Consider the following 26,840-nt stretch of genomic DNA (forward strand, 5'->3'; position numbering starts at 1 on the left):
TCTCCGCTCATTTCGTTCAGGAAACTTTTGTTGTGATACAGGTTCCAAAACCGCGCCGAAAGTGCTGGCAAATTCCCGATCTTATTGCTAGGATTTTTAACACGGTTACAGACTCAGGTATCGGACGATGGCCAAAGACTTTCCCCTTATGCCCACAGGCACAATCGAAGCCTATATCAGCAGTGCTTATCAGATTCCGGTGCTGACCCCGGAGGAGGAAAAGTCGCTGGCAATCCAGCTTCGCGATCATGGCGACATGGCTGCCGCGCGGCGTCTTGTCACCTCGCATCTGCGTTTTGTCATTCGCATTGCCCGCGGTTATCTGGGTTACGGCCTGCCGCTGCCGGACTTGATTCAGGAAGGGACGGTCGGGCTGATGAAGGCGGTGCGTCGTTTCGAGCCGGACATGGGCGTGCGTCTGGTGTCTTTTGCCGTGCACTGGATCCGCGCCGAGATTCACGAATATATTCTGCGCAACTGGCGCATCGTGAAGGTCGCGACCACTAAGGCCCAGCGCAAGCTGTTTTTCAATCTGCGCAGCGCCAAGAAGCGACTTGGCTGGTTTACCCGGCAGGAGGTCGAGGACGTTGCCGCTGATCTTGGCGTCAAACCCGAAACCGTCCTGCAGATGGAATCGCGTCTGGCCAACCAGGATCTCTCATTCGATGGCCTGGAAGACGATGACGACGATGCGCCGTCCGCCCCATCCACTTATCTGCCCGATCTGCGGATGGAGCCGTCCAGGCTGCTGGAACATGAGGATACGGATCGTGACCAGCGCGACCGGCTCTATGCCGCGCTTCAGGGTCTTGACGAGCGCAGCAAGACCATCCTCCATGAACGCTGGCTGGCGGAAAAGAAGCAGACCCTGCATGAACTGGCCGACCAGTTCGGCGTCTCTGCCGAGCGGATTCGCCAGATCGAAAAAAATGCGATGAAAAAGATGCGGCTGCATCTGGAGGTCTAGCGAGTCCGGCGCGGCTGCCGCAGATGAGTCGCTGCACGGACGCGCCAGCCGGCTGATCAGGCTGGCGCGTTGGTATGGCAGGCGGGCATCGAGGATGACGAGCGGTCGCCGGAAGTTGTCTGTGGCGTGGCAGGCCAAATATGGGAGACTGCGCGGCCAGACTGACTCGTCGCGCCAGACCCGGAGACACCCGTGCCTATGCAGCAGACCCTGACCCGCATCGATATCAGCAAGGAATATCTCAATTTCAGCGCCGGTCATTTCACGCTCTTCTCGGCGACCGAACGCGAAAATCTGCATGGTCACAACTTTCAGGTGCGTTGCGCCGTCACGGCGGCCGTCGGCGACGATGGTCTGGCGTTTGACTATGCGCTGCTCAAGCGCGTCCTGAAAGCGCTCTGCGATCAGCTCGACGAGCGCGTTCTGCTGCCGCAATGGTCGCCTTATCTGCGGATCGAGCGTCAGGACGGACTGGTGTTTGCCTGCTTCGCCGATGAGCGCATCCCCTTTCTCGACCGCGATGTGCTGCTGCTGCCGATCCGCAATGTCACCATCGAAGAGCTGGCGCCACTGCTGCTGACGCGGTTGCGCGAACAGGCCGAGCTGACCGCTCAGACCATCCGTACCATTGAGCTTGGCGTGTCGTCCGGGCGTGGGCAATGGGCCTTTTCACAGTGGGAGTCTCATCCATGAATCTCTTGGTCATCACTGGCGCCAGCTCGGGGATCGGGCGCGCCATCGCCACCCGCTTTCTGGTCGATGGCTGGAACGTCGTCAATCTCTCGCGCCGCCCCTGTCCTGAGCGGGGCGTCGAGAATCTGGTCTGCGATCTGGCTGAACCCGATGCCGTGCTGGCGCTGGCGGGCCAACTGTCACCCTGGCTCAACGTGGCCACGCGGATCTGTCTGGTCCACAATGCCTCAGTGATGCGCGCACACCGCATCGACCAGTTGCCCAGCGCGGATCTGCGCGCGGCGCTCGAACTCAACATCCTGGCGGCCAATGGCCTGAATCAACTGGTGGTGCCGCACATGGCGCCCGGATCAAGTCTCATCTATATCGGCTCGACCCTGTCTGAAAAGGCGGTGCCGGGCGTCGCCAGCTATGTCATCGCCAAGCATGCGCTGGTGGGGATGATGCGCGCGACCTGTCAGGATCTGGCCGGGCGCGGCATCCATACCTGCATCATCTGTCCCGGCTTCACCGATACCGAGCAACTGCGCGGACTGATCGGCGACAACCCGGACACACTGGCCGCCATCACGGGGCTCTCCGCTTTTGACCGGCTGATTGAGCCGGAAGAGATCGCCGACGCGGTCGCCTTCGCCGAGCGGGCGCCGGTACTGAATGGGGCGCTGATTCACGCCAATCTGGGGCAGCGCGAGCGATGACTGAGACCGGTCGCATCGTCTGTATCAGCGGCGGCAGCGCAGGCATCGGCGCGGGGCTGGTGGCGGGTTTTCTGGAGGCCGGCGATCGGGTTTATACCTTCGGGCGCGATGCGGAAAAGCTGGCGCGACTGGCTGACCGCTGGCCCGAACCGGTCGCCAGCGGTCGCTTGAAGACCCTGGTCGGCGACGTGACCGATGCTGAATTTCGGGCGCGCCTGATTGCGATGATCGCCAGCGAATCCGGTCGGCTGGATGTGCTGGTCAACAATGCCGGCGTCATTCTCGCGTCAGGCGATCTGGAAGAGTCTGTCGAAGCGTGGCGCGCGACCCTGGAGATCAATCTGATCGCGCCCTTTGCGCTGATCCAGTCCGGCGCGGATCTGCTTGAACGCAGCCCGGCGCCGGTCGTCATCAATCTCTCATCCGCCTGTGCCGACCATCCGTTCGCCACCTGCACCTCCACCAGCTATTCGGCCAGCAAGGCCGGGCTGGACATGCTCACCCGGCGGCTGGCACTCGCCCTGGCGCCGCGCGGGATCCGGGTCAACGGCGTTGCGCCCGGTGTGGTCGCATCGGAGATGTGGGGTGGGGCGATGGATCTGATGGTCGAGACGGTCAGGCGTCGCCATGTGCTCAAACAGGAGGCCGTCACGCCGGAAGATGTTGCCGCCGCCGTCCTTTTTCTGGCGTCATCGGGGGCGCGGCTGGTGACGGGCGCCATTCTCAATGTGGATGCGGGGTATCGCCTGGGCTAAGGTCATTGCCGGGCGTGCCTACCCGCCTCAAATCCCCTTAAACCGCGCCCGCTCGAACGTCCGTCGATTTTGCCAAGGCTGACTCAATCCTCAAACATCACATACCGCACCGGGCGCGGTTTAATCCTGTCTGAATTCATCAAGCCCGCCGGGTAGCGGGCTTGTCGGATGGCAGGAATCAGCCGGCTTCGTCAGTCTCAAGCTGCTGCATCAGACCAAAGCTTTTGACGAACGGATTCGCCATGCGCGGATCCTTGATCATGGCTTTGTAGTCGCCGACCTTGAACTTGAGTTTGCCGGTGGCGAAAGCGGTGCCCATGCCCAGCATGCCGATGCCGTTCTGAACCCACTTGATCCAGTCCTTGAGATCGGCGCGCATGTCCCAGTTGGCCGGCGGATCGCTTTCCGACCAGGAGCCGGCCCGCACGCACACGCCTTTTTCAACCACGAAGACCCCGCGCGGATTCTCCTCATCCTTGAAGCCGCAGTAGATGACCGAATCGAAATCGATCTCGGCCAGTTTTTCACACACCTCGGGCTCGTTATTCCAGGCGTCCTTGAGCTGATTCATCCAGTCGGCGGAAAAGAGTGCAGCCATCGTTTCAAATCTCCAGCGTCAAGAGCAGAAAGGCCGACGCGGCTGAGGCGGCGACCGGGAGGTATTTGTCATATCGACGCGATGTGGAATCCGCGTGATGTCGCATTTTATCAGGATTTACACTGCCCTTACTGTGGGTTCAGGCAAAATTCAGACTGATCCCCGCCACGGCCAGCCGCTCGGCCTCCTGTTCCAGCTCCAACTGAGTCAGCGGATGATCGGCAAGCCAGTTGTCCGGAAAGCTGAGAGTCAGGACATTGGCGTTTGCCTGCAACCTCGGATTGGGCTTGTTGACCGCCGAGCGTCCACGATGCAGCAGTACCGCCAGACGCAGGATGACGCACAGGCGGCGGGCATCGTCCTGCGCGTCCTGCGGCAGGTTCAGGAACTCGGCGACCGGAAACTTGCGCCGATGACCGAGCACCAGGGCCGCGAGGACCGTTTGCTCCTGACGGGTGAAGCCGGCGAGATCGGCGTTGCGCAACAGATAGGCGCCGTGCTTCTGATACTGACTATGAGCAACCATGACGCCGATTTCGTGGAGTCGCGCCGCCCAGGACAGCATCAGCAGATGATCGGGGTCGCGCAACGGCCAGGCGGGCGCAATCTGATGGTAAAGCGCCAGAGCGGTGGCGCGGACACGCTGACTGTGGGCCTGATCGATCCGGAACTGTCGGCAAAGCGTCTCGACGGTGCGTTCACGCACGTCTTCGTGCTGGCTGCGCCCCATCATCTCGTAGATCAGCCCTTCGCGCAGGGCGTAATCCGAGACCTGCATGTGCCGAATGCCAAGCGACTCGAACACCGAACAGAGCACGGCCACACCGCCAGCGAACACGGGTTTGCGTTCGTCGGTCAGCCCTTTGAGGCTGACGGCGGACAGCTTGCCTGCGGTCAGCAGCGCCTCGCGCAGACGGGTGAGTGAATCGGCTGATATGCCGTCCTCGCACCAGCCTTCAGCGTTGACCACGGCGGCGATGGAGCGGATGGTTCCTGAACTGCCGACGGCCTTCTGCCAGCAGGCGTGGCGGAAGAGTTCGCGCACCGGACGCAGTTCCAGGGCGCCATCCAGTTCGGCCTTCTGCATGGCGCGGGCGGTGATGCGACCGTCCGCAAAATGCTTGAGTGACAGGCTGACACAGCCCATGTGCAGGCTTTCGCGCAGTCGCGCGGAAAAGCCCTGGCCAACGATGATCTCGGTGCTGCCGCCGCCGATATCGACCACCAGCCGCCGTTCGGCGCCCGCCGCCAGTCCATGGGCGACACCGAGATAGATGAGGCGCGCTTCCTCGCGTCCGCTGATGATGTCGATGGGATGGCCAAGCGCGGCCTCCGCGCGTTCGATGAAGCCGCTGTCCGGACGCGCCTGTCTGAGCGTGTTGGTGCCGACAGCACGCACGCTGCCCGGCGGAAAGCCGCGCAACCGCTGACCGAAACGCTCCAGACAGGCGAGTGCGCGGGCAACGACCTCGGGGGCAAGCAATTTGTCGTCCGTCAGCCCTTCGCCAAGACGGACCATTTCTTTGATGCGATCCGTGATCTGCATGTGACCGTCGTCGAGACGGGCCACGATCATGTGAAAGCTGTTGGAGCCGAGATCGACCGCCGCCACGATGTCGCGCGACACGCCCTCGGCTGCCTGGTGAGATGCTTCAGGCATGGCACAATCCACTACCGGGAAAGGAGGCGCATGGTATCAGAATCCGACGGCGTGCCGGCTTGGGGGAACGCGCACCGGTGGACGTCTGCTGGCGGGTGATGGGAATCATGCGTTCCGCTGATGTTGACAAAGGGCCAGGGGCAGTAAATGCCGTAAAAAAAATCAATTCTTGAAATTGATCGTTGTGGCTTTCTTTTTATGGCGATTTTGGTTATACGCCCGCCTATCGAAAATTGCGTAGTCACCCTTGAGGTATGAGTAGATGCTGGACCCTGAAAGCAGCTATGGCGAAGACATCGCCGAGCGTGTGCCGCCGCTGACGGCTCAAGAATCGCGTGGTCAGCAGGCGGCGAGCCTGGATGTTCGTCGGCGTATTGAGCACATGCGCGAGCTCAAGCGTCTGCGCGAACTGCTTGACGATCCCGATTTCGACGAGTTGAGCTAAGCCCGCCTCCGGCGGCGCGGCCGCGCGCCGCTGTGCCCGCCAGTTCCCCCCCCTTAAATCCCTTCAGTCTGCCGACTCCCGCTGGAGCCGGATCGTCAGCGGTTCGCTGGTCGAGAGATGCACATCGCGTTGCGGGAAGGCGATTGGCAGACCCTCGTGAGCGAAGGTCTCGTAAATGGCCTGATGCAGATCGGTGATGACACCGATCCGGCCATCAAGCGCATCCAGATAGCAGCGCAGAATCACGGTCAGTGAGTTGTCGCTGAAGCCCTCGAAGCTGACCAGCGGCGCCGGATCCTCCAGCACCCGTTCGTGTCGCTCGGCGATCTGGGTCAACAGCGCCATGGCCTTTTTGGTATCACTGCCGTATTCGAGGCCGAGCGGGATGGTGATGCGGTTCTGCTGATCGGTCAGGGTCCAGTTCAAGAGACGCTCGGTGATGAACTCCTTGTTGGGCACCAGCAGCTCCTGCTTGTCCCAGTTGCGGATGGTGGTGGCGCGGATCTGGATGTTGGTCACCACGCCCGTGGTGTCGCCGATGGTCACGATGTCTCCAACCCGCACCGGGCGCTCGAACAGAATGATCAGGCCGCTGATGAAATTGGCGACGATCTCCTGTAACCCGAAGCCGATACCGAGACTTAAAGCGGCGACCAGCCACTGGACCTGCGACCAACTGAGCCCGAGCGTGCTGAAGGCGAGCAGGAAGGCAACCGCCGTGATGAGATAGCTCGACAGCGTCTTGATCGCATAGCGCCCGCCAGCGGATACCGAATCGCTCTGCAGGAGCACGATTTCAAGCAGTGCCGGCAGGTTCTTGGCTGCGATGGTGGCGACGATGACGATGATCAGCACCAGACCGACATCGGCTGCCGTGACCGGAATCAATTGTTCGGTCCCATCGACCAGACCGGTGTAATGCCAGAGCGCGAAACGCTCGAACAGACTGAAGGCGGGCAGCACATCCGACCAGGTCAGCCAGAGTCCAACCAGCGCGCTGAAGAAGATCGAGGCATTGATCAGGCGGCGGGTCTGTTCGTCGAGGGCGGCGAAATCCGGCTCGGGCTCTTCCACCAGCGGAACTTCCGAGGTGCCGCCAGCGCCGGGTTCGGCCTCCGCCGCACGTCGTGCGGCCTGCCGGTCCAGCGCCGCCTGGAGCGCCAGACGCCGCCGGGTCACGATCAGCCAGCGCACGATGGACTGATGCAGCACCACCAGTGCCAGCACCAGCCAGGTCTGATAGACCAGCGACTGGAAGAGGATGCCGGCGGTATAGACATAGCCGACCAGCGCCAGTCCGGCCAGCGTCAGCGGCGCGCCGACGATGAAGGGAAACCAGAGATGGCGCAGCCGGTTGAGCCAGCCGTTCGGTTCCGCCGCCAGCATTCGCTTGAGGACGCCATGATCGGGGTTCAGCAGACGCGCGAAAAAGACCGCGAAGCCGAGCATGCTGGCGACCAGCGACAGGCGCCCCAGACTGCTGGTATAGGCCGGATCGTTATGGGTATAAACGGCCATGGTCAGCAGGGCGACCGGGATGGCGTAGATCGTGAACCAGTCGAAATCGCGCCGGATCCGCGCGAGCGTTTCGGTGCGCCAGCGGAAATGACGGTCGGCGACCCCGCCGGTGATGCAGAGCAGACGGAAGGCGCGCAGATAATAGAGTCCGAACGAAACATCGGTCAGCGCCGTCCCGAAGGCGCGGGTAAAGGACGTCGCCTCCGCCGACACCAGAAGCTGCTGACCCAGCAGCCAGCACAGCAGCGGCAGCGGCAGGGCCGCCAGCAGCGTCCAGCCGATGGCTTCCAGGGTGAAGCGTGCGCCATCCGTGCGGACCCGGCGCAGAGGCTCGGCGGTCGCGCGAATGGCGCGCTGCATGGCGCCGACCTTCCAGAACAACAGCGCGATGCCCGCAAGCCCCAGCCAGAAGGAAAAGGCATGGCTGAACCGCTCGACCAGGACGCGCGCGACCTCCAGCCAGTTATCCGGCGAAATGAGCCAGCCGAGCGCGGCCGGGAGTGACGTGACGGTTTCGACGCCCACCGCCGCTGCGCTGCGCACCCAGAGCAGACGCTCGGCGAGAAAATTGTCATAGGTGGTCGCAATCTGAGTGACCTGCTCGGAGGCATAATTCAACTCGCCGAGCTGCCGGATGTAATCGTCCTCGATGGACAGCGCCTGAGCGAGCAGAGGTTTGCGCTGCTGGAGCGTTTCGGCGAGCTGACGACGCACCAGCGGCTTCTGCGCGGAGTCGTCGTGTGCGGTCAGGTCGGCGAGATAGCGATCGAGATCGCGTATCTGGCGTTGTTCCTCGCGATAGCGGATCTGCCGCAGCGTGGCCTCGGCGATCTCGTCCTCCCGCTCCCCGATCATCCGTCGATATTGACGCGGATCCGGCAACTGGCTGCGCCGGTCGAGCAGGACCTGACCAAGCGCCTTGCTGAGTCCGGCCGCCTCCAGACGCTGCCGGGCGCCGCGATAGTCCTCCTCGATCCGCTTGCGTTCGGCCTCGATCCGGGCCAGCTCGCCGTTCAGTCCATCGAGCTGGCGCGCAAGCTGTCCCAATGAGTCGGTGATCTCGGCGTTCTGCCGGGTCAGCTCCTGCACCAGCGGGTGCTTGTTTTCAGCCTCGCGTTGCGCCTGTTCGGAGACCCGCCGGGCGGCCTCGGCCTCATCCGTGCGGCGTTTGTTCTGCGCCTCTTCCAGCACCCGTTGACGGGCCTTCAGGACCAGGAGCGACTGCGCGGACTGATCGCGCTGAGCCTTGTAAAGCGCCTCGCGTGCGGCCTGACTGAGGACTTCCTGTTCGAGCATACGGCCTTCGGCCCACAGCGACTGACGGCGGGTCTCCAGCGCCCAGCGGCGGGCCTGCGCGAGATCGGGCGATTCGTCCGCGACCGGCGGCTGACGCAGATCGGCATCGATCTGATCAAGCAGTTGTTTCACTTCAGTCAAACGCGCACGGGCCAGGGCGGGACGATTGGTCCCGCTGTCGATCAGTTTTTCGAGTTCGCTGACACGGGCTTCTTCGGCCGCCGCCTCAGCCAGAACCTTGTTCAGTCGCTGCGTGATGTCATCGGTTGACAGGCTGTCGGGAATCGTCTCGGCTGGCTCGCTCGTGTCCGACTGGCTTTTTTCCAGCGTCTTCTGAATGGCGGCCGTCGCATTTGGCGCCGTTTTAAGCGACTGTGCGAACTCGGCAGTTTTGGTCTCGAAGTTGCTTGCATCTTCCAGACTGGTCAGAGCGCGGCGATAGAGTTCGGTCAAGGTGGCCTTGGTCGTCTCGTCGAGTCCGGTCGCGGCCTTGACCTCGTCAAGCTTGCTGGTGAGCTGTGCGGGTGTGGGTAGATTGACAGAGGTCGCAGGCGCTGCCCCGGTTGAGCTGCCGCCCGACTGGGCCGCCGCTGTCGCCGTGAGCGTGACGAGGAACAGTATAAGCAGGATTGACCAGACGACGCGCCGCATCGGCCAGACCGGCCGCAGGTGAGCGCTGGCTCGGTCAATCAGGGGCGTGTGGGGGATGAAAACGGAAAACAAGGTTGCTGTTCCTGATTGGAGAGGTCAGAAGTCTTGAGCGATTGGCCGGAAATGTTATACCAGCCCCGGTTTTGACGGGATGACAGGATCGACAGGATTTTTAAACATTGATTTAAATCATGTTAATCCTGTCTAAACGCAAAGCCGTCGATCCGGTGAATCGGCGCTATCCGGGAAACCAGGTTACAGCGCCTTGACGAAGACCTTTGAATTGCGCTGAAAATTATAAAGAACCTGTTTTTCCATCGGCAGCGAATCCAGACCTGCCGGCTGGAAGCCGCGCTCCTGGAACCAGTGCGCGGTTTGCGTCGTCAGCACGAACAGCCGCTCGATCCGGCGCGCGCGGGCCAGCCCCTCAATGTGTTCGAGCAGTCGCTCGCCGCGCCGCCCCCCCAGATAATCCGTGTGCACCGCGAGACAGGCCAGCTCGGCCATGCCATCGCGCGGATAGGCATAGAGTGCCGCGCAGGCCGTGACCAGGCCATCGCGCTCGGTCAGCACGAAGCGGTCGATCTCGGTCTCCAGCCGCTCGCGTGAGCGGCGCACCAGCACCCCGCGCTCCTCCAGCGGGCGCAGCAGGTCGAGGATGCCGGCGACATCGTCGATCCGCGCCGGGCGCAGTTCTTCATAGGGTTCAGCCGAGATCAGGGTGCCGCTGCCGTCGCGGGTCAGCAGTTCACGCAGGAGTGCGCCATCGCGACGCCCCACCAGATGCACGCGACGAATCCCGTTGCGGCAGGACTCCGCCCCGGCGCGCAGACAGGCGGCGATCTCGTCGGGGAGGTCGGGCGTATCGGTCAGCAGCCGGTCCACGTCGCGCGCCAGCAGATTCGACGCGAGCCGCTCGCGGTCGGCGAATCCGGCATCCTCGATCAGAAAGATCAGCTTGTCCGCGCCCAACGCGACCGCCGCGCTGCGCGCCACGTCGGCGGCGCTCAGGTTGAAGACCTCACCGGTCGGTGAATAACCCAGCGGCGGCATCAGGGCGACCGCGCCCTGTTCGAGCACCGCCCGCAGGGTGCGATGCTCGACCCGCCGCACCGCGCCGGTGTGGGCGTAATCCACGCCATCAATGACGCCCAGCGGACGGGCGGTGACGAAATTGCCCGAGACGACCGGGATCCGCACCCCGGCCATGGGTGAATTGGCCAGACCCAGCGACAGCAGCGCCTCGATTTCGACCCGCACCACCCCGGCGGCTTCCTTGACGCAGGCCAGCGCGGTGGCATCGGTGACGCGCACCCCGTTGACATAGCGCAGTTGCGCCCCGCGACCCGCCAGCCGCGACTCGATCTGCGGCCGCGCGCCATGCACCAGCACCAGCCGGATGCCGAGTCCATGCAGCAGGGCGATGTCGTGCACCAGATCGGGAAAACGGGCGTCGGCCACCGCCTCGCCGCCGAAGGCGATGACGAAGGTTCGTCCGCGATGGGCGTGGATGTAGGGCGTCGCCTGACGCACCCAGTCAACGAATGGATCGTGGCCCGAGGGCGCGGTGTATTTGGGTGCGGAGGTATCCGACACGCTTGCTATCCTCAATGACATCGTGGCGGACAATACCATCGCGCCTGATTGCGAAACCCATCAATCCGGTGCAGGTCAGCCGGGCCTGAGCGGCAGGCGTCCGATCGAAACATAGGTCAGGCCGGCCGCGTTGGCGAGCCGTCCGTCCAGAATGTTGCGTCCGTCGAAGATGACGGGGGTTTTGAGCTTGCCGTGGACGGTTGCGAAGTTGGGGCTGCGGAATTGCGCCCACTCGGTCAGGATCGCTAGTGCATCGGCGCCGTCCAGGGCGGACATGGCGTCTGCGGCAAGCGTCAGGTCGGCGCGCTCGCCATAGATGCGCCGGGTCTCGTCGGCGGCGACCGGATCGAAGGCGCGGACACTGGCGCCAGCGGCCCACAGCGACTCCATCAGCACCCGGCTGGAGGCTTCACGCATGTCGTCGGTGTTGGGTTTGAAGGACAGTCCCCAGAGCGCGATGGTGCGTCCCTTCAGATCGCCCGCGAAATAATCGTTGATTTTTTTGAACAGCAGTTCCTTCTGACGGAAGTTCACCGCCTCGACCGCATGCAGCAACTGGGGGTCGTAACCCAGACTGCGTGCGGTCTGTTCCAGGGCGCGGACATCCTTGGGAAAGCAGGAGCCGCCGTAGCCGCAGCCGGGATAGATGAACTGATAGCCGATGCGCGGGTCGGAACCGATACCGACGCGCACCTTGTCGATGTCCGCGCCCACGGCCTCGGCGATGTTCGACAGCTCGTTCATGAAGCTGATCTTGGTGGCCAGCATGGCGTTGGCGGCGTATTTGGTGAGTTCCGCCGAGCGGATGTCCATCACCATCAGTCGGTCATGGCTGCGGTTGAAGGGGGCGTAGAGCGCCCGCAGCAGCTCGGCAGTGCGGGGATTGTCGGTACCGACGATGATGCGGTCGGGGCGCATGAAATCCTCAATGGCGGCGCCTTCTTTGAGAAATTCCGGGTTGGAGACGACATCGAATTCAACCGTCGCGCCACGCGCCGCCTGTGTCTCACGCACGGCAGCCGCGACCTTGTCGGCGGTGCCGACCGGCACGGTCGATTTATCGACCAGAATGCGATACCCGTCCATGTGCTCGCCGATGGTCCGCGCCACGGCCAGGACGTATTGAAGATCGGCGGATCCGTCCTCGTCGGGCGGGGTGCCCACGGCGATGAACTGGAACAGGCCATGCCTGACGCCGGCCTCGGCGTCGGTGGAAAAGCGCAGCCGACCGGCTTCGCGGTTGCTTTTGATCAGTTCATCAAGGCCGGGCTCATAGATCGGCACCCCACCGCTGTTGAGCAGATCGATCTTAGCGGGGTCGATATCGATGCACAGCACCGTATTGCCCACCTCGGCGAGACAGGCGCCAGTCACCAGGCCAACATAGCCGCTGCCAAAAATCGTGACATCCATCGTGTTGATTCTCTAGGGCTGATTCTCTCGTGCGAGAGACAAAGAATGGTTGAACGCGGCTGGAAATGGTATCAGCTTGCGCTTGTCCTGGAATGCTTTGTTGACTGGCTGTTCTGGTTGTTGGCAAATTCTTTTCGGTTAGTGGTTGACGGCTGTCTTTTTGGTTCTTATACTGCGCCGCTCATTTGGAGGGGTTCCCGAGCGGTCAAAGGGATCAGACTGTAAATCTGACGGCTCAGCCTTCGGAGGTTCGAATCCTCCCCCCTCCACCATCCTTTTAGAGTGAAAAGGGCGCGCCCGGCGGGTGTAGTTCAATGGTAGAACCTCAGCCTTCCAAGCTGATGGTGTGGGTTCGATTCCCATCACCCGCTCCATTTGTGTTGTAGCTGTTTGAGTTGATATTGCCCATGTAGCTCAGTTGGTAGAGCACACCCTTGGTAAGGGTGAGGTCACCGGTTCGACTCCGGTCATGGGCTCCAGATTTTTGAGCCGTTTGCGTGCCGTGCGGCGCGTCTTGTCGATTTGAACCATGCGGGGAGCTGTTCATGTCCAAAGAAAAATTTCAACGTAGCAAGCCGCACGTCAACGTCGGCACGATTGGCCACGTCGATCACGGCAAGACCACGCTGACGGCGGCGATCACCACGCATCAGGCGAAGAAGTTTGGCGGCGAAGCGCGTGCTTACGACCAGATTGACAACGCCCCGGAAGAGCGCGAGCGCGGCATCACCATTGCCACTGCGCACGTCGAGTACGAGACCACCAATCGTCACTATGCGCACGTCGATTGCCCTGGTCACGCTGACTACGTCAAGAACATGATCACCGGTGCGGCGCAGATGGACGGCGCCATTCTCGTCGTCTCTGCGGCGGATGGTCCCATGCCCCAGACCCGCGAGCACATCCTGCTCTCGCGTCAGGTTGGCGTGCCCTACATCGTCGTCTATCTCAACAAGGCCGACATGCTCGACGATCCCGAGCTGCTCGAACTGGTCGAGATGGAAGTGCGTGAACTGCTGTCCAAATACGACTTCCCCGGCGACGACACCCCCATCGTCACCGGCTCCGCCAAGCTCGCGCTTGAAGGTGTGGACTCCGAGATCGGCACCCAGTCCATCGACAAACTGATGGATGCCCTTGACAGCTACATCCCCGAGCCCGAGCGTGCCATTGACGGCGCTTTCCTGATGCCCATTGAAGACGTCTTCTCCATCTCCGGGCGCGGCACCGTCGTCACCGGACGTGTCGAGCGCGGCATCGTCAAGGTCGGCGAAGAAGTGGAAATTGTCGGCATCAAAGACACCGTCAAGACCACCTGTACCGGCGTCGAAATGTTCCGCAAACTGCTCGACCAGGGTCAGGCCGGCGACAACGTCGGCATCCTCCTGCGCGGCACCAAGCGTGAAGACGTCGAGCGCGGCCAGGTGCTGGCCAAGCCCAAGTCCATCAATCCGCACACCCACTTCGAGGCCGAAGTGTACGTGCTGAGCAAGGATGAAGGCGGGCGTCACACCCCCTTCTTCAATGGCTACCGCCCCCAGTTCTATTTCCGCACCACCGACGTCACCGGCGCCTGTGAGCTGCCCGAAGGGATCGAAATGGTCATGCCTGGCGACAACGTCAAAATGATCATCAAACTGATCGCCCCGATCGCCATGGAAGAAGGGCTGCGGTTTGCTGTCCGCGAAGGCGGTCGCACCGTCGGTGCCGGTGTCGTTGCGAAGATTATCGCGTAAAGTCAGTTGTTAAGCTGCGCGGGCCGGATGTCATCCGGCTTCGCTCGCAGCAGTGTTTTTCGATTTAGGCCAGTAGCTCAATTGGCAGAGCGGCGGTCTCCAAAACCGCAGGTTGGGGGTTCGATTCCCTCCTGGCCTGCCATACAATCCATCGCTTAGGCGACAGGCGATTCCATGAATTCACGCGCAGAGGACCGTAGCGCCAGCTTGGATGTGATCAAGCTGGCTGTTTCCGCGTTTTTGCTGATTGTCGGCATTTTTGCCTTCTATTACCTGTCGTCCGTTTCGACGCTGTTCCGGGTGGTCGGTCTGCTGATCGTCGGCGGGGCTGCGGTCGCGCTGGCGTTACAGACCGCGCCGGGACGTCTGGTCTGGCAATTCGTTGCCGATGCGCGCATGGAAGTGCGGAAGGTCGTCTGGCCTTCGCGACAGGAAACGCTTCAGACGACCCTCGTGGTCATCGTCATGGTGCTGGTCGTCGGCATCGTTCTCTGGTTGTTCGATATGTTGCTGATGGCGATTCTGCGTTTTCTGACTGGCCAGGGAGGCTGATGATGTCCAAACGTTGGTACGTCATCCACGCCTATTCGGGGTTCGAGGGGCAGGTCAAGCGATCGCTGGAGGATCGCGTCAAGCGGGCCGGTCTTGAGGATCTCTTCGGTCAGGTGCTGGTGCCGACGGAGGAAGTCGTCGAGATGCGCGCCGGCCAGCAGCGCAAGAGCGAGCGCAAGTTCTTTCCGGGCTATGTCCTGGTCAACATGGAAATGACCGACGAAACCTGGCACCTTGTCAAAAGCGTTCCCAAGGTCATGGGTTTCATCGGCGGCACCGGTGATCGTCCGGCGCCCGTGCCCGATTCGCAGGCCGAAGTCATTCTGCAGCGATTGCAGGAAGGTGGTGAGAAGCCGCGTCCGAAAGTGCTCTATGAACCGGGTGAGGTCGTGCGCGTCGTGGATGGTCCCTTTACGGATTTCAACGGCGTGGTCGAGTATGTCGATTACGACAAGAGTCGCGTCAAGGTCTCTGTCCTGATCTTTGGTCGCTCGACGCCCGTCGATCTGGAGTTCGCCCAAGTCGAAAAAGGCTGATCAAGCGACTGTCCGCCCCGGCGGTCAGGCAATCAACGGTCAGTCGATCAGTGGCCGCATCCCGATCCGGATCGGTCTCCTTACCAAGTCCCCGTCAGGGGCCATGCATGGGGAGCCAGAGTTTTCATCCCTGGCGTCTGCACCCATTGGAGAACAATCGTGGCAAAGAAAATCAATGCCTATGTCAAGTTGCAGGTCAAGGCCGGCGAGGCGACCCCCAGCCCGCCCGTCGGCCCTGCGCTTGGTCAGCATGGCGTCAATATCATGGAATTCTGCAAGGCGTTCAATGCGCGCACGCAGGAAATGGAAAAAGGTATGCCGACCCCGGTCGTCATCACCGTCTATTCGGATCGCAGTTTCACCTTCATCACCAAGACGCCGCCGGCATCCATCCTGCTGAAAAAGGCGCTTGGTCTGCCCAAAGGCAGTCCGAATCCGAATACCAACAAAATCGGCACGGTGACGCGCGAGCAGTTGGAGCAGGTGGCATCGCTGAAGATGCCCGATCTGACGGCGGCTGATATGGATGCTGCGGTACGGACCATCGCCGGGAGCGCCCGCTCCATGGGTCTCAATGTGGAGGGGGTCAACTGATGGCTCATTTATCCAAGCGCGTGCGCGCGATCCGTGAGCGGGTCGAAGCCAGCAAGTCATATCCCGCCGAAGAGGCGTTTGCCCTGCTCAAGGATCTGTCCAGCGTCAAGTTTGCCGAAAGTATCGACGTGGCGGTCAATCTGGGCGTCGATCCCCGCAAATCGGATCAGGTCGTGCGCGGCTCGACCGTGCTGCCGCATGGCATCGGCAAGACCGTGCGCGTCGCCGTTTTCGCGCAGGGCGCAGCGGCTGATGCGGCGACTGCCGCCGGTGCGGATCGGGTCGGATTCGACGATCTCGCCGAAGACATCAAGGCCGGTCAGATGGATTTCGACGTGGTCATCGCCTCGCCGGACGCCATGCGTCTCGTCGGTCAGCTCGGCAAGGTGCTGGGTCCGCGCGGGCTCATGCCGAACCCCAAGGTCGGCACCGTGACCCCGGACGTGGCTGAAGCCGTGCGCAATGCCAAGGCGGGTCAGGTGCGCTATCGCACCGACAAGGCCGGCATCATCCATTGCCCGCTGGGCAAGGTCGATTTCGAGCCGGTGAACCTGCGCGAGAATCTGGAGGCGCTGCTGGCCAACCTCATGCGGTTGAAGCCGAGCAGCTCCAAGGGCATCTATCTGCAGAAGGTCACGGTCTCCAGCACCATGGGGCCGGGTCTGACAGTCGATCATTCCGGGTTGAGTTTTTGATTCAGGCAGCCGGCGCCTGAGCGTCGGCTGTCTGGGGTTTCTTTGAGGTCTCGGCAACCGCTGGAGACCGTCAAAGACCGCAGGTGTCCCGGTGTCCGTCAGGGAGACGGCAATGGGGCTTAATGCGCGCAGCGCCTGCGCAGACGGTGCTCCCGAGTCAGGTTGTTTGCTGATGACGGCGCACGTTTCTGGTGTTTTGCAGTGGGTTGCCGGATGCGACCGCTGCCAACGCCGCCCGGCTCCGGTCGGGTTATCACGTTAGTGAGGTGACGACAGTGGCGCTGAATTTTGCGCAAAAAGAAGCAATCGTCGCCGAAGTCGCGGAAGTCGCGAAGAGCGCCTATTCGGCCATCGGTGCCGAATATCGGGGTTTGACCGTGGAAAAACTGACCAAGCTGCGCGTGGAAGCACGCAAAGCGGGTGTCTATGTCCGCGTGGTCAAGAATACCCTGGCGCGGCGTGCGCTGGAAGGCACGGATTTCGCGTGCATGCAGGATGGGCTCACCGGCCCGCTGATCCTTGCATTCTCGCAGACCGATCCGGGCTCAGCAGCGCGTGTCTTTGAAGCCTTTGCCAAGGAAAATGACAAATTCCAGGTGCGCATCATCGCCCTGGGCGGCAAGCTGCTTGATCCTTCGGAGATTGGCAATCTCGCCAAGATGCCGACTTACGATCAGGCGATCAGTCTGCTGATGTCTGTCATGAAAGCCCCCGTGCAAAAGCTCGCAGCGACCATCAACGAAGTGCCGGGCAAACTGGTCCGCACCCTCGCCGCGGTTCGCGATGCCAAAGAGGCCGCCTGAACGGCGTCTTCGATTCATCAGCAAATCCGATTAACAGTATTCAGACCCTGAGGAGAAATCCATGGCCGTTTCGACAGACGAGATTCTCGAAGCGATTGGCAACATGACCGTGCTTGAGGTCGTTGACCTCATCAAGGCAATGGAAGACAAGTTTGGCGTGACCGCCGCTGCCGCCGTTGTGGCCGCTGCGCCCGGTGCCGGTGCGGAAGCCGCCGTTGTCGAAGAACAGACCGAGTTCGACGTGATCCTGGCCTCCTTCGGCGCCAACAAGGTTGGTGTCATCAAGGCCGTGCGCAGCCTGACTGGACTGGGCCTGAAGGAAGCGAAGGACGCCGTCGAAGGCGCCCCGACCACCCTGAAGGAAGCCGTGTCCAAGGCCGAGGCCGAGGCCGCCAAGAAAGAACTCGAAGAGGCGGGCGCCACGGTCGAAATCAAGTAACGGCGCATTGCGTCGCTCTTGTTTCGACCAAGCGTGCGGGCTGGCGGCGATGAGCCGCCGGCCTTTTCCCGTTGGATCCAGACCGTCCGGCGGTCTTTCGTGTCCTGAACCCAATGCTGAATCCGGCGCTGCTCACGCCATTGGTTTGATGCCCGTTCTTTGCCATTCGCAATCCGCACCAGCGTTCACGCCCCGTCAGGGATCCCAGCAAGCACTTCGAGGGAAGGCATAATGGCCTATTCGTTCACCGAAAAAAAGCGCATCCGCAAAGACTTCGGCAAGCGTCCCAGCATCCTGGACGTGCCGTTTCTCCTGGCGACCCAAATTGATTCCTATCGCGAGTTTCTTCAGGCTGATTGTGCGCCGAAGGATCGTCGTGACCTGGGACTGCATGCTGCTTTCAAGTCCGTCTTCCCGATCGAGAGCTACTCTGGAAACGCTGTTCTCGACTATGTGAAATATCGTCTTGGCGAACCGGTCTTTGATGAGCGCGAGTGTCATCTGCGCGGCGCGACCTTCGCTGCCCCGCTGCGCGTGCTGCTGCGGCTGGTGATCTACGACAAGGATGCTCCAGCGGGCACCAAGGTCGTCAAGGATATCCGCGAGCAGGAAGTCTACATGGGCGAACTGCCGCTCATGACCGGGACCGGCACCTTCATCATTAACGGTACCGAGCGTGTCATCGTCTCGCAGTTGCACCGTTCGCCGGGTGTCTTCTTCGATCATGACAAGGGCAAGACCCACTCCTCGGGCAAGCTCCTGTTCTCGGCGCGCGTCATTCCCTATCGTGGCTCCTGGCTCGATTTCGAGTTCGATCCCAAGGATAACGTCTTCGTGCGCATCGACCGTCGCCGCAAACTGCCGGCGACCATCCTGCTGCGCGCGCTGGGTTATGGCGTTGAGGACATCCTGTCGCATTTCTTCGAGACCGACACCTTCCGCATCCAGGGCGGCAACGTCACGCTCGATCTGGTTCCCGAGCGTCTGCGCGGTGAAACGGTAGGTTTCGATGTCAAGATCGGCGAGGAAGTCATCGTCGAATCTGGGCGTCGGGTCACGGCCCGTCATATCCGCGAGCTGCAGAAGGCCGGTGTCGAGCGTCTGGAGGTGCCGACCGATTTTCTGCTTGGCCGCATCCTGGCTCATGCCCAGATCGATACCGAGACCGGCGAGGTCTTCGCCGAGGCCAATGCCCCGATCACGCCCGAGTTGCTCGAAACCCTGCTCCAAAAGGGGATCGACACGCTCGAAACCCTGTTCGTCAACGATCTCGATCAGGGACCGTACATCTCCGAGACCCTGCGCATTGATCCCACCACAAGCGATCTGGAAGCGCAGATCGAAATCTATCGCATGATGCGCCCTGGTGAGCCGCCGACCAGGGAGGCCGCGCAGAATCTCTTCCATAACCTCTTCTTCACTTCGGATCGCTACGATCTCTCGGCGGTTGGACGGATGAAGTTCAATCGCCGGCTCGGGCGCGCCTCCGAAGAAGGGCCGGGGGTTGTCTATGACCACCGTTATTTCAGCACCCGCACCGACGAGTTTTCAAAGAAACTGGTCGCCGAGCAGGGCGAAACCTCGGACATCATCGATGCGCTCAAGGTGCTGGTCGAGTTGCGCAACGGGCGCGGCACGGTCGATGACATCGATCATCTGGGCAACCGGCGTATCCGCTGTGTCGGCGAGATGGCCGAGAACCAGTTCCGCGTCGGCCTGGTGCGGGTCGAACGCGCGGTCAAGGAGCGTCTGTCGCTGGCCGAATCCGAGGGGCTGATGCCGCAGGAGCTCATCAACGCCAAGCCGGTCTCGGCGGCGATCAAAGAGTTCTTCGGTTCCAGTCAGCTCTCGCAGTTCATGGACCAGAACAACCCGTTGTCCGAGGTCACGCACAAGCGGCGCGTCTCGGCGCTCGGCCCGGGTGGTCTGGCGCGTGAGCGCGCCGGTTTCGAGGTGCGCGACGTGCATCCCACCCACTATGGCCGCGTCTGCCCGATCGAGACCCCGGAAGGTCCGAACATCGGTCTGATCAACTCACTGGCGGTCTATGCCCGAACCAATTTCTACGGTTTTCTCGAAACCCCTTATATCAAGGTCGAGAACGGACGGGTCACTAAACAGATCGACTATCTGTCAGCGATCGAGGAGGGTAACTTCGTCATCGCCCAGGCCAACGCGACGCTTGGGGAAGACGGTCAGCTCCTGGACGCCCTGGTCTCCTGTCGGCATGCCAATGAATTCACCATGCGTGCGCCGGACGATGTCCAGTACATGGACGTCTCGCCGCGTCAGATCGTCTCAGTGGCGGCATCGCTGATTCCCTTCCTGGAGCACGACGATGCGAACCGTGCGCTCATGGGCTCCAACATGCAGCGTCAGGCGGTGCCCACGCTGCGCGCCGAAAAGCCGCTGGTCGGCACCGGCATGGAGCGCGTGGTGGCCAAGGACTCGGGTGTCTGCGTGGTGGCGCGTCGCGGCGGGGTGATCGAGTCCATCGACGCCGCGCGTATCGTGGTGCGGGTCAACGACGAGGAGGCCGTCCCCGGTATCCCCGGCGTCGATATCTACAACCTGACCAAATACACCCGTTCGAACCAGAACACCTGTATCAATCAGCGTCCGCTGGTCAAGCCGGGCAACGTGGTCGCGCGCGACGACGTGCTGGCCGATGGCCCGTCCACCGACATGGGCGAACTGGCGCTGGGTCAGAACCTGCGCGTCGCCTTCATGCCCTGGAACGGCTACAACTTCGAGGATTCCATCCTCATCTCCGAGCGGGTGGTGCAGGAAGACCGCTTTACCAGCATTCACATCGAAGAGCTCTCCTGTCTGGCCCGTGACACCAAGCTGGGTCCGGAGGAAATCACCGGCGACATCCCCAATGTTGGCGAGTCGGCGCTCTCCAAGCTCGACGAGTCCGGCATCGTCTATGTCGGCGCCGAGGTCCGCGACGGCGACATCCTGGTCGGCAAGGTCACGCCCAAGGGCGAGACCCAGTTGACGCCGGAAGAGAAGCTGCTGCGCGCCATCTTCGGCGAGAAGGCGTCCGATGTGAAGGACACCTCGCTGCGTCTGCCGTCCGGGATGAACGGCACGGTGGTCGATGTCCAGGTCTTCACCCGCGATGGGGTCGAGAAGGACAGACGCGCGCTCCAGATCGAGGAAATGGAGCTGGACCGTGTCCGCAAGGACTTCGCCGACCAGCAGCGCATCATGGAGAACGACACCTTCCAGCGCGTCGAAAAAATGCTGACGGGCAAGGTCGCCGATGGCGGACCCTATGGCTTCAAGCCGGGCTCCAAGGTGACCAAGACCTACCTGATGGGGCTGCTGGAAAAGGGTTCGCGCGATCAGTGGTTCGAGATCCGCATGCATGACGAGGAGATCGCCACCCAGCTCGAAGCGGTGGCGGCCCAGGTCAAGCAGCAGCGTGAGGAATTCCGCGAGCGTTACGAGGTCAAGAAACGCAAGATCGCGAGCGGCGACGATCTGGCACCCGGCGTGCTCAAGATGGTCAAGGTCTATGTGGCCGTCAAGCGCCGCATCCAGCCGGGCGACAAGATGGCGGGGCGTCACGGTAACAAGGGCGTCATCTCCAAGGTGGTGCCGGTCGAGGATATGCCGTTCTCGGCTGACGGTGTCCCGGTCGATATCGTGCTCAACCCGCTCGGCGTGCCGTCGCGCATGAACGTCGGTCAGGTGCTGGAGACCCATTTGGGCTGGGCGGCCCAGGGTCTTGGCGAGCGGATCGGTCGCATGCTGCAACAGCAGGCAGCGGTGTCCGAGCTGCGCGACTTCCTCGGACAGGTCTATAACAGCAGCGGCAAGACCGAAGACCTGACGGGCTTCAGCGATGACGAGATCCTGGATCTGTCGCGCAATCTGATCAAAGGTGTGCCGCTGGCGACGCCGGTTTTCGACGGTGCGACCGAGGAAGAGATCCATGCCATGCTGCGGCTGGCCGAACGCGATAACACCGCGCTCGGCATTCCGAGCGGTCAGACCATCCTCTTCGATGGTCGTACCGGCGATCAGTTCGAGCGCCCGGTGACGGTCGGTTACATGTATATGATCAAGCTCAACCACCTGGTTGATGACAAGATGCATGCCCGTTCGACCGGTCCTTACAGCCTCGTGACGCAGCAGCCGCTGGGCGGCAAGGCGCAGTTCGGCGGTCAGCGCTTCGGTGAAATGGAGGTCTGGGCACTGGAGGCTTACGGCGCGGCCTACACCCTGCAGGAGATGCTCACGGTGAAATCCGACGATGTCAACGGTCGCACCAAGATGTACAAGAACATCGTGGATGGTGACCATCGCATGGAGGCCGGCATGCCCGAATCCTTCAATGTGCTCGTCAAGGAGATTCGCTCGCTCGCCATCAACATCGAGCTTCAGCAGGATTAAAGCGGCGTATTCCAGTCAATAGACAGGATTAACAGGATTTCGCAGGATTGACAGGCTCGATGAAATGATGCTGTCAGTCCTGAAGTGTTCTGTCAGTCCGGTCTGTTTTCCTGAACCCGACCGACGAATTTAGGGCTAACGCTTAGCCAGTTATCCCGAGCAGGAGATTAAGGTCTTGAAAGATCTATTGAAAATCATCAAGCAGCAGGGTCAGGCACTCGAATTCGACGCGATCAGGATCGGACTCGCCTCACCCGAGATGATCCGTTCCTGGTCCTTTGGCGAGGTCAAGAAGCCCGAGACCATCAACTATCGCACCTTCAAGCCGGAGCGCGACGGGCTCTTCTGCGCCAAGATCTTTGGCCCCATCACCGACTACGAGTGCATCTGCGGCAAGTACAAGCGGCTCAAGCATCGCGGCGTGGTGTGCGAGAAATGCGGCGTCGAGGTGACGCTGGCTAAGGTCCGGCGCGAGCGCATGGGTCATATCGACCTCGCCAGTCCGGTCGCCCACATCTGGTTCCTCAAGTCGCTGCCGTCGCGCATCGGGCTGCTGCTCGACATGACCCTGCGCGACATCGAGCGCATTCTTTATTTCGAGTCCTTCGTGGTCATTGATCCGGGTATGGTGCCGGATCTGGAGCGCGGCCAGTTGCTCAATGACGAGCAGTATCTGGACGTGCTGGAGGCCAACGGCGACGAATTCGACGCCCGAATGGGTGCCGAGGCGGTCTATGAGCTGCTGCGCACCATCGACATCGCCGCCGAAATCCGGCGCATGCGTGAGGAGATCGAAAGCACCAACTCCGAGACCAAGATCAAGAAATTCGCCAAGCGGCTCAAGCTGATGGAGTCGCTGCTCGCGTCCGGCAACCGGCCCGAGTGGATGATCCTGACCGTGCTGCCGGTGCTGCCGCCCGAGCTGCGCCCGCTGGTGCCGCTGGATGGCGGGCGTTTCGCGACCTCCGACCTGAACGACCTCTACCGGCGGGTCATCAACCGCAACAATCGCCTGAAGCGTCTGCTGGATCTGGTCGCGCCCGACATCATCGTGCGCAACGAAAAGCGCATGCTCCAGGAATCGGTCGATGCCCTGCTCGACAACGGTCGGCGCGGTCGCGCCATCACCGGCACCAACAAGCGTCCGCTCAAGTCGCTGGCCGACATGATCAAGGGCAAGCAGGGCCGTTTCCGGCAGAATCTGCTTGGCAAGCGTGTCGATTACTCGGGCCGTTCGGTCATCGTGGTTGGCCCGACCCTGATGCTGCATCAGTGCGGTCTGCCCAAGCGCATGGCGCTGGAACTCTTCAAGCCCTTCATCTTCAGCAAGCTGCAACTGCGGGGACTGGCGGCGACCATCAAGGCGGCCAAGAAGATGGTCGAGCGCGGCACCCCCGAGGTGTGGGACATCCTCGAAGAGGTCATCCGCGAGCATCCGGTCATGCTCAACCGTGCGCCGACCCTGCATCGTCTCGGTATCCAGGCATTCGAGCCGGTGCTGATCGAGGGCAAGGCGATCCAGCTCCATCCCTTGGTCTGTACCGCCTTCAACGCTGACTTCGACGGCGACCAGATGGCGGTGCATGTGCCACTGTCGCTGGAGGCGCAGCTCGAAGCCCGCGCCCTGATGATGGCGTCCAATAATATTCTCTCGCCGGCCAATGGTGAGCCCATCATCGTGCCCTCGCAGGACGTGGTGCTGGGTCTCTATTACATGACCCGCGAGCGCGTGAATGCAAAAGGCGAGGGCAGTGTCTTCGCCAATATCGACGAGGCGCGCCGGGCCTATGAGACGGGTCACGCCGATCTGCATGCACGTTGCAAGGTCCGTCTGCGTGAGGTCATCAAGGGCAAAGATGGCGAGATGCGCGAAATCGTCAGCATCAAGAACACCACGCTGGGACGTGCGCTGGTCTTCGCCATCGTTCCGGACGGTCTGCCGTTCGATCTGGTCGATCGCCCGATGGGCAAGAAGCAGATCTCGCTCCTGATCAACACCTGTTATCGCCGACTGGGGCTCAAGGACACGGTTGTCTTCGCCGACCAGGTGATGTATCTCGGTTTCCGCATGGCGACTCGCTCCGGGGTCTCGATCGGACTGGAAGACATGGAAGTGCCGCGCGACGAGAACGATCCCAAGATGGACAAGGGTGCGCTGCTGGCCGGCGCCGAGGCCGAGGTCAAGGAAATCCAGCAGCAGTATGCCTCGGGTCTGGTGACCAATGGCGAGCGCTATAACAAGGTGGTTGATATCTGGTCGCGCACCAACGATCAGGTCGCCAAGGCGATGATGGCCAAGCTCGGCGGCGAGTCTGCCGAGTCCAACCCGGTGTTCGAGGCGCAGCGTCTGGTGGCCGAATATCGCCAGGGTGTCTATAGCGCCGACGATGCGTCCGCAACCGCAAGCGCGCGGCCACTCTTCGATGCCTGGCAGACGAGCATCCAGGAAGCCGGTGCACAGCTTGCCAGCGGTGACCTGGATCTGGCGGCCTTCCAGGAGACGAACGACTCACTCCTGGCCGAATACCGGCCACAGGTCGCGGCGCTGGTCGAACTCGATCAGATTCAGGGACCGGAGCTGAAAGAGCGGGTGGCGACTGGACTCAAGGATGTCAAAAAGCGGGTGGCCCGTCAGCGCAAGCAGGACTCCTTCAACTCCATCTATATGATGGCCAACTCCGGTGCCCGTGGCTCCGCCCAGCAGATCCGCCAGCTCGCCGGCATGCGCGGGCTCATGGCGAAGCCGGACGGCTCCATCATCGAGACCCCGATCACCGCGAATTTCCGCGAAGGTCTGAACGTCATCCAGTACTTCATCTCCACCCACGGCGCACGTAAAGGTCTGGCTGATACCGCGCTCAAGACCGCCAACTCGGGTTATCTGACCCGCCGTCTGGTGGACGTGGCGCAGGACATGGTGGTGCTCGAAGAGGACTGCGGGACCGAGCAGGGTCTGCTCATCTCGCCGGTCATTGAGGGCGGCGACGTGGTCGAACCGTTGCGCGAGCGGATTCTGGGCCGGGTGGCGGCGGTGGATATCTACCGTCCGGGCACCGACGATCTGGTCTGTCCGGCCGGCACCCTCTTCGACGAGGCCTGGGTCGCGCGTTTTGAGGTGATCGGCATCGACCAGGTGCGGGTGCGTTCGCCCATTACCTGCGAGTCGCGGCTTGGTGTCTGCGCCCAATGCTACGGGCGCGATCTGGCGCGCGGCCATCGGGTCAACATGGGCGAGGCGGTCGGTGTCATCGCCGCGCAGTCGATCGGCGAGCCGGGCACCCAGCTCACCATGCGCACCTTCCATATCGGTGGCGCGGCCTCGCGGGCGGCGGCGGTCAACAGCATCGACATCAAGAACGGCGGTTCGGTGCGTCTGCATAACATCAAGACGGTCCGGCATCACTCGGGCAACCTGGTGGCGGTGTCGCGTTCCGGTGAACTCACCGTGGTCGATGACCGTAACATGGAGAAGGAGCGCTACAAGGTTCCCTATGGCGCGACCCTGCGGGTGAGCGACGGCGATCAGGTCAAGCCGGGCGATGTGGTGGCAAGCTGGGATCCGCACACCCATCCGGTGGTCACCGAGGTGGCCGGCAAGCTGGAGTTCGAGGATTTCATTGAGGGTGTGACGGTGCAGGGGCAGGTCGATGATGTGACCGGTCTGACCTCGCTGGTGGTCATCGATCCAAAGCAGCGTCCGGCGGCGGGCAAGGATCTGCGCCCCATGGTCAAGCTGCTCGACGAGGACGGCAATGAGCTGAACATCGCGGGTACCGATCTGCCGGCGCGCTACGCACTCTCTTCGGGCGCCATCGTCAGCGTCGCCAATGGCGCCAATGTCGGGGTCGGTGACATCCTGGCGCGTATTCCGCAGGAGTCCTCCAAGACCCGCGACATCACCGGCGGCCTGCCGCGCGTGGCCGATCTCTTCGAGGCGCGCAAGCCCAAGGAACCGGCGCTGCTGGCCGAGGCGAGCGGCACCATTGCCTTCGGCAAGGACACCAAGGGCAAGCAGCGGCTCATCATCACCAAAGACGATGGCGAGACGGTCGAGGAGCTCATTCCCAAGTGGCGTCATGTCAACGTCTTCGAGGGCGAGCGCGTGGAGCGGGGCGAGGTCATCGCCGACGGCGAGCTGGCCTCGCATGACATCCTGCGTCTCAAGGGCGTGACGGCGCTGGCCGAATATCTGGTCAAGGAAATCCAGGATGTCTACCGCCTGCAGGGCGTGAAGATCAACGACAAGCACATTGAGGTGATCGTGCGTCAGATGCTGCGCAAGGTCGAGATCACCTCCGCTGGCGATACCCGGCTGCTGCGCGGCGAGCAGGTGGAGCACACGGTGCTGCTGGACGAGAATAAACGGGTCATGGCAGAGGGCAAACAGCCCGCACTCTATGAACCGCTGCTGCTCGGCATCACCAAGGCGTCGCTGGCGACCGAGTCTTTCATCTCCGCCGCCTCCTTCCAGGAGACGACGCGCGTGCTGACCGAAGCCGCCGTGCGTGGCTCGCTCGACCGTCTCGCCGGGCTGAAGGAAAACGTCATCGTGGGACGCCTGATTCCCGCTGGCACGGGGTTGTCCTATCATCAGGAGCGCCGTCGTCAGCGTAAACTGGATCTACAAGCGTCCGGCAAGACAGAAATGGCGACGGAAGATCTCGAAGAGGCGCTGAAGAAGGCGCTGAATACATCAGAAGTGGGTTAGGCTCGACCGACATCCTGTTGCCCTTACTGCGGGTTGACAGGGTTCGTCTTGCTCCCTATACTGCTCTGTCTCAGCCAGCCGGC

Annotated in this window: 18 protein-coding genes, 4 tRNA genes and 2 pseudogenes; 19 read left to right on the forward strand and 5 right to left on the reverse strand. The window is 62.0% G+C overall.

The genetic code is table 11. The features are described from left to right. The first annotated feature begins 127 nt into the window (after positions 1–127). The 4 genes from rpoH (at position 128) to EDC35_RS11245 (ending at position 3,113) form a co-directional block, all read left to right on the forward strand. Positions 128–967 carry an RNA polymerase sigma factor RpoH gene (gene rpoH, locus EDC35_RS11230; protein ID WP_132977344.1) on the forward strand — a complete coding sequence of 280 codons (840 nt, stop codon included), beginning with the start codon at positions 128–130 and terminating at the stop codon, positions 965–967. 198 nt (positions 968–1,165) lie between these two features. Next, positions 1,166–1,660: a 6-carboxytetrahydropterin synthase gene (locus EDC35_RS11235; protein ID WP_132977487.1), complete on the forward strand. Its 495-nt coding sequence runs from the start codon at positions 1,166–1,168 to the stop codon at positions 1,658–1,660. After that, positions 1,657–2,358: an SDR family NAD(P)-dependent oxidoreductase gene (locus EDC35_RS11240; protein ID WP_132977345.1), complete on the forward strand. Its 702-nt coding sequence runs from the start codon at positions 1,657–1,659 to the stop codon at positions 2,356–2,358. Before EDC35_RS11235 ends, EDC35_RS11240 begins: the two co-directional genes overlap by 4 nt. After that, positions 2,355–3,113, forward strand: a complete 759-nt coding sequence (locus EDC35_RS11245) for an SDR family NAD(P)-dependent oxidoreductase (protein ID WP_132977346.1) — start codon at positions 2,355–2,357, stop codon at positions 3,111–3,113. Before EDC35_RS11240 ends, EDC35_RS11245 begins: the two co-directional genes overlap by 4 nt. 178 nt (positions 3,114–3,291) lie before the next feature. Here EDC35_RS11245 and EDC35_RS11250 read toward each other — a convergent pair whose 3' ends face one another. Next, on the reverse strand, positions 3,292–3,711 hold the full coding sequence (locus tag EDC35_RS11250) for an SCP2 sterol-binding domain-containing protein (RefSeq protein WP_132977347.1): 420 nt from the start codon (positions 3,709–3,711) through the stop codon (positions 3,292–3,294). Positions 3,712–3,850: 139 nt separating this feature from the next. After that, positions 3,851–5,371 (reverse strand): exopolyphosphatase, encoded by a 1,521-nt coding sequence (gene ppx, locus EDC35_RS11255; protein ID WP_132977348.1) that lies wholly within the window; start codon positions 5,369–5,371, stop codon positions 3,851–3,853. Positions 5,372–5,633: 262 nt separating this feature from the next. Here ppx and EDC35_RS11260 point away from each other — a divergent pair, with 262 nt between their 5' ends. After that, complete coding sequence (locus EDC35_RS11260) at positions 5,634–5,816, forward strand: PA3496 family putative envelope integrity protein (protein ID WP_132977349.1); 183 nt, start codon at positions 5,634–5,636, stop codon at positions 5,814–5,816. Positions 5,817–5,879: 63 nt separating this feature from the next. Here the strand turns inward: EDC35_RS11260 and EDC35_RS11265 are convergent, their stop codons facing one another. The 3 genes from EDC35_RS11265 to EDC35_RS11275 form a co-directional block, all read right to left on the reverse strand. Next, positions 5,880–9,281 carry a mechanosensitive ion channel domain-containing protein gene (locus tag EDC35_RS11265; protein WP_132977350.1) on the reverse strand — a complete coding sequence of 1,134 codons (3,402 nt, stop codon included), beginning with the start codon at positions 9,279–9,281 and terminating at the stop codon, positions 5,880–5,882. A 255-nt stretch (positions 9,282–9,536) separates the two neighbouring features. After that, positions 9,537–10,898: an amino-acid N-acetyltransferase gene (gene argA, locus EDC35_RS11270; protein WP_132977351.1), complete on the reverse strand. Its 1,362-nt coding sequence runs from the start codon at positions 10,896–10,898 to the stop codon at positions 9,537–9,539. Positions 10,899–10,952: 54 nt separating this feature from the next. Beyond that, positions 10,953–12,290 (reverse strand): UDP-glucose dehydrogenase family protein, encoded by a 1,338-nt coding sequence (locus EDC35_RS11275; RefSeq protein WP_132977352.1) that lies wholly within the window; start codon positions 12,288–12,290, stop codon positions 10,953–10,955. 187 nt (positions 12,291–12,477) lie between these two features. On the opposite strand from EDC35_RS11275, the gene EDC35_RS11280 reads away from it, so the two are divergent. From EDC35_RS11280 to EDC35_RS19130, 14 genes and pseudogenes are all read left to right on the forward strand, one after another. After that, positions 12,478–12,562: transfer RNA gene (locus EDC35_RS11280), tRNA-Tyr, on the forward strand. Between the two features lie 28 nt (positions 12,563–12,590). Next, positions 12,591–12,664 (forward strand) — tRNA-Gly (locus EDC35_RS11285). Between the two features lie 29 nt (positions 12,665–12,693). Then, positions 12,694–12,769 (forward strand) — tRNA-Thr (locus tag EDC35_RS11290). 66 nt (positions 12,770–12,835) lie between these two features. Beyond that, positions 12,836–14,026 (forward strand): elongation factor Tu, encoded by a 1,191-nt coding sequence (gene tuf, locus EDC35_RS11295; protein ID WP_132977353.1) that lies wholly within the window; start codon positions 12,836–12,838, stop codon positions 14,024–14,026. Between the two features lie 66 nt (positions 14,027–14,092). Continuing rightward, positions 14,093–14,168, forward strand: a tRNA-Trp gene (locus EDC35_RS11300). A gap of 32 nt (positions 14,169–14,200) precedes the next feature. Beyond that, positions 14,201–14,578: a preprotein translocase subunit SecE gene (gene secE / locus EDC35_RS11305; protein ID WP_132977354.1), complete on the forward strand. Its 378-nt coding sequence runs from the start codon at positions 14,201–14,203 to the stop codon at positions 14,576–14,578. A 2-nt stretch (positions 14,579–14,580) separates the two neighbouring features. Further along, entirely contained in the window at positions 14,581–15,114 is a 534-nt protein-coding gene (gene nusG, locus EDC35_RS11310) for a transcription termination/antitermination protein NusG (protein WP_132977488.1), read from the forward strand. 159 nt (positions 15,115–15,273) lie between these two features. Next, positions 15,274–15,708, forward strand: a complete 435-nt coding sequence (rplK, locus tag EDC35_RS11315) for a 50S ribosomal protein L11 (RefSeq protein ID WP_132977355.1) — start codon at positions 15,274–15,276, stop codon at positions 15,706–15,708. Beyond that, on the forward strand, positions 15,708–16,403 hold the full coding sequence (gene rplA, locus EDC35_RS11320; RefSeq protein WP_132977356.1) for a 50S ribosomal protein L1: 696 nt from the start codon (positions 15,708–15,710) through the stop codon (positions 16,401–16,403). Before rplK ends, rplA begins: the two co-directional genes overlap by 1 nt. Before the next feature lie 275 nt (positions 16,404–16,678). Further along, a complete protein-coding gene (gene rplJ, locus EDC35_RS11325; RefSeq protein WP_132977357.1) occupies positions 16,679–17,206 on the forward strand; it encodes a 50S ribosomal protein L10 in 528 nt (175 codons plus the stop codon). A 61-nt stretch (positions 17,207–17,267) separates the two neighbouring features. After that, complete coding sequence (gene rplL / locus EDC35_RS11330) at positions 17,268–17,645, forward strand: 50S ribosomal protein L7/L12 (protein ID WP_132977358.1); 378 nt, start codon at positions 17,268–17,270, stop codon at positions 17,643–17,645. Positions 17,646–17,876: 231 nt separating this feature from the next. Beyond that, complete coding sequence (gene rpoB / locus EDC35_RS11335; protein ID WP_132977359.1) at positions 17,877–22,049, forward strand: DNA-directed RNA polymerase subunit beta; 4,173 nt, start codon at positions 17,877–17,879, stop codon at positions 22,047–22,049. A gap of 175 nt (positions 22,050–22,224) precedes the next feature. Then, a pseudogene (gene rpoC / locus EDC35_RS19125) lies at positions 22,225–24,360 on the forward strand (DNA-directed RNA polymerase subunit beta'); the annotation flags it as partial. 288 nt (positions 24,361–24,648) lie between these two features. After that, positions 24,649–26,757, forward strand: a pseudogene (locus tag EDC35_RS19130) (DNA-directed RNA polymerase subunit beta'); the annotation flags it as partial. Positions 26,758–26,840 lie beyond the last annotated feature (83 nt).

It is taken from the genome of Thiobaca trueperi (assembly GCF_004342175.1).
Classification (GTDB): Bacteria; Pseudomonadota; Gammaproteobacteria; order Chromatiales; family Chromatiaceae; genus Thiobaca; species Thiobaca trueperi.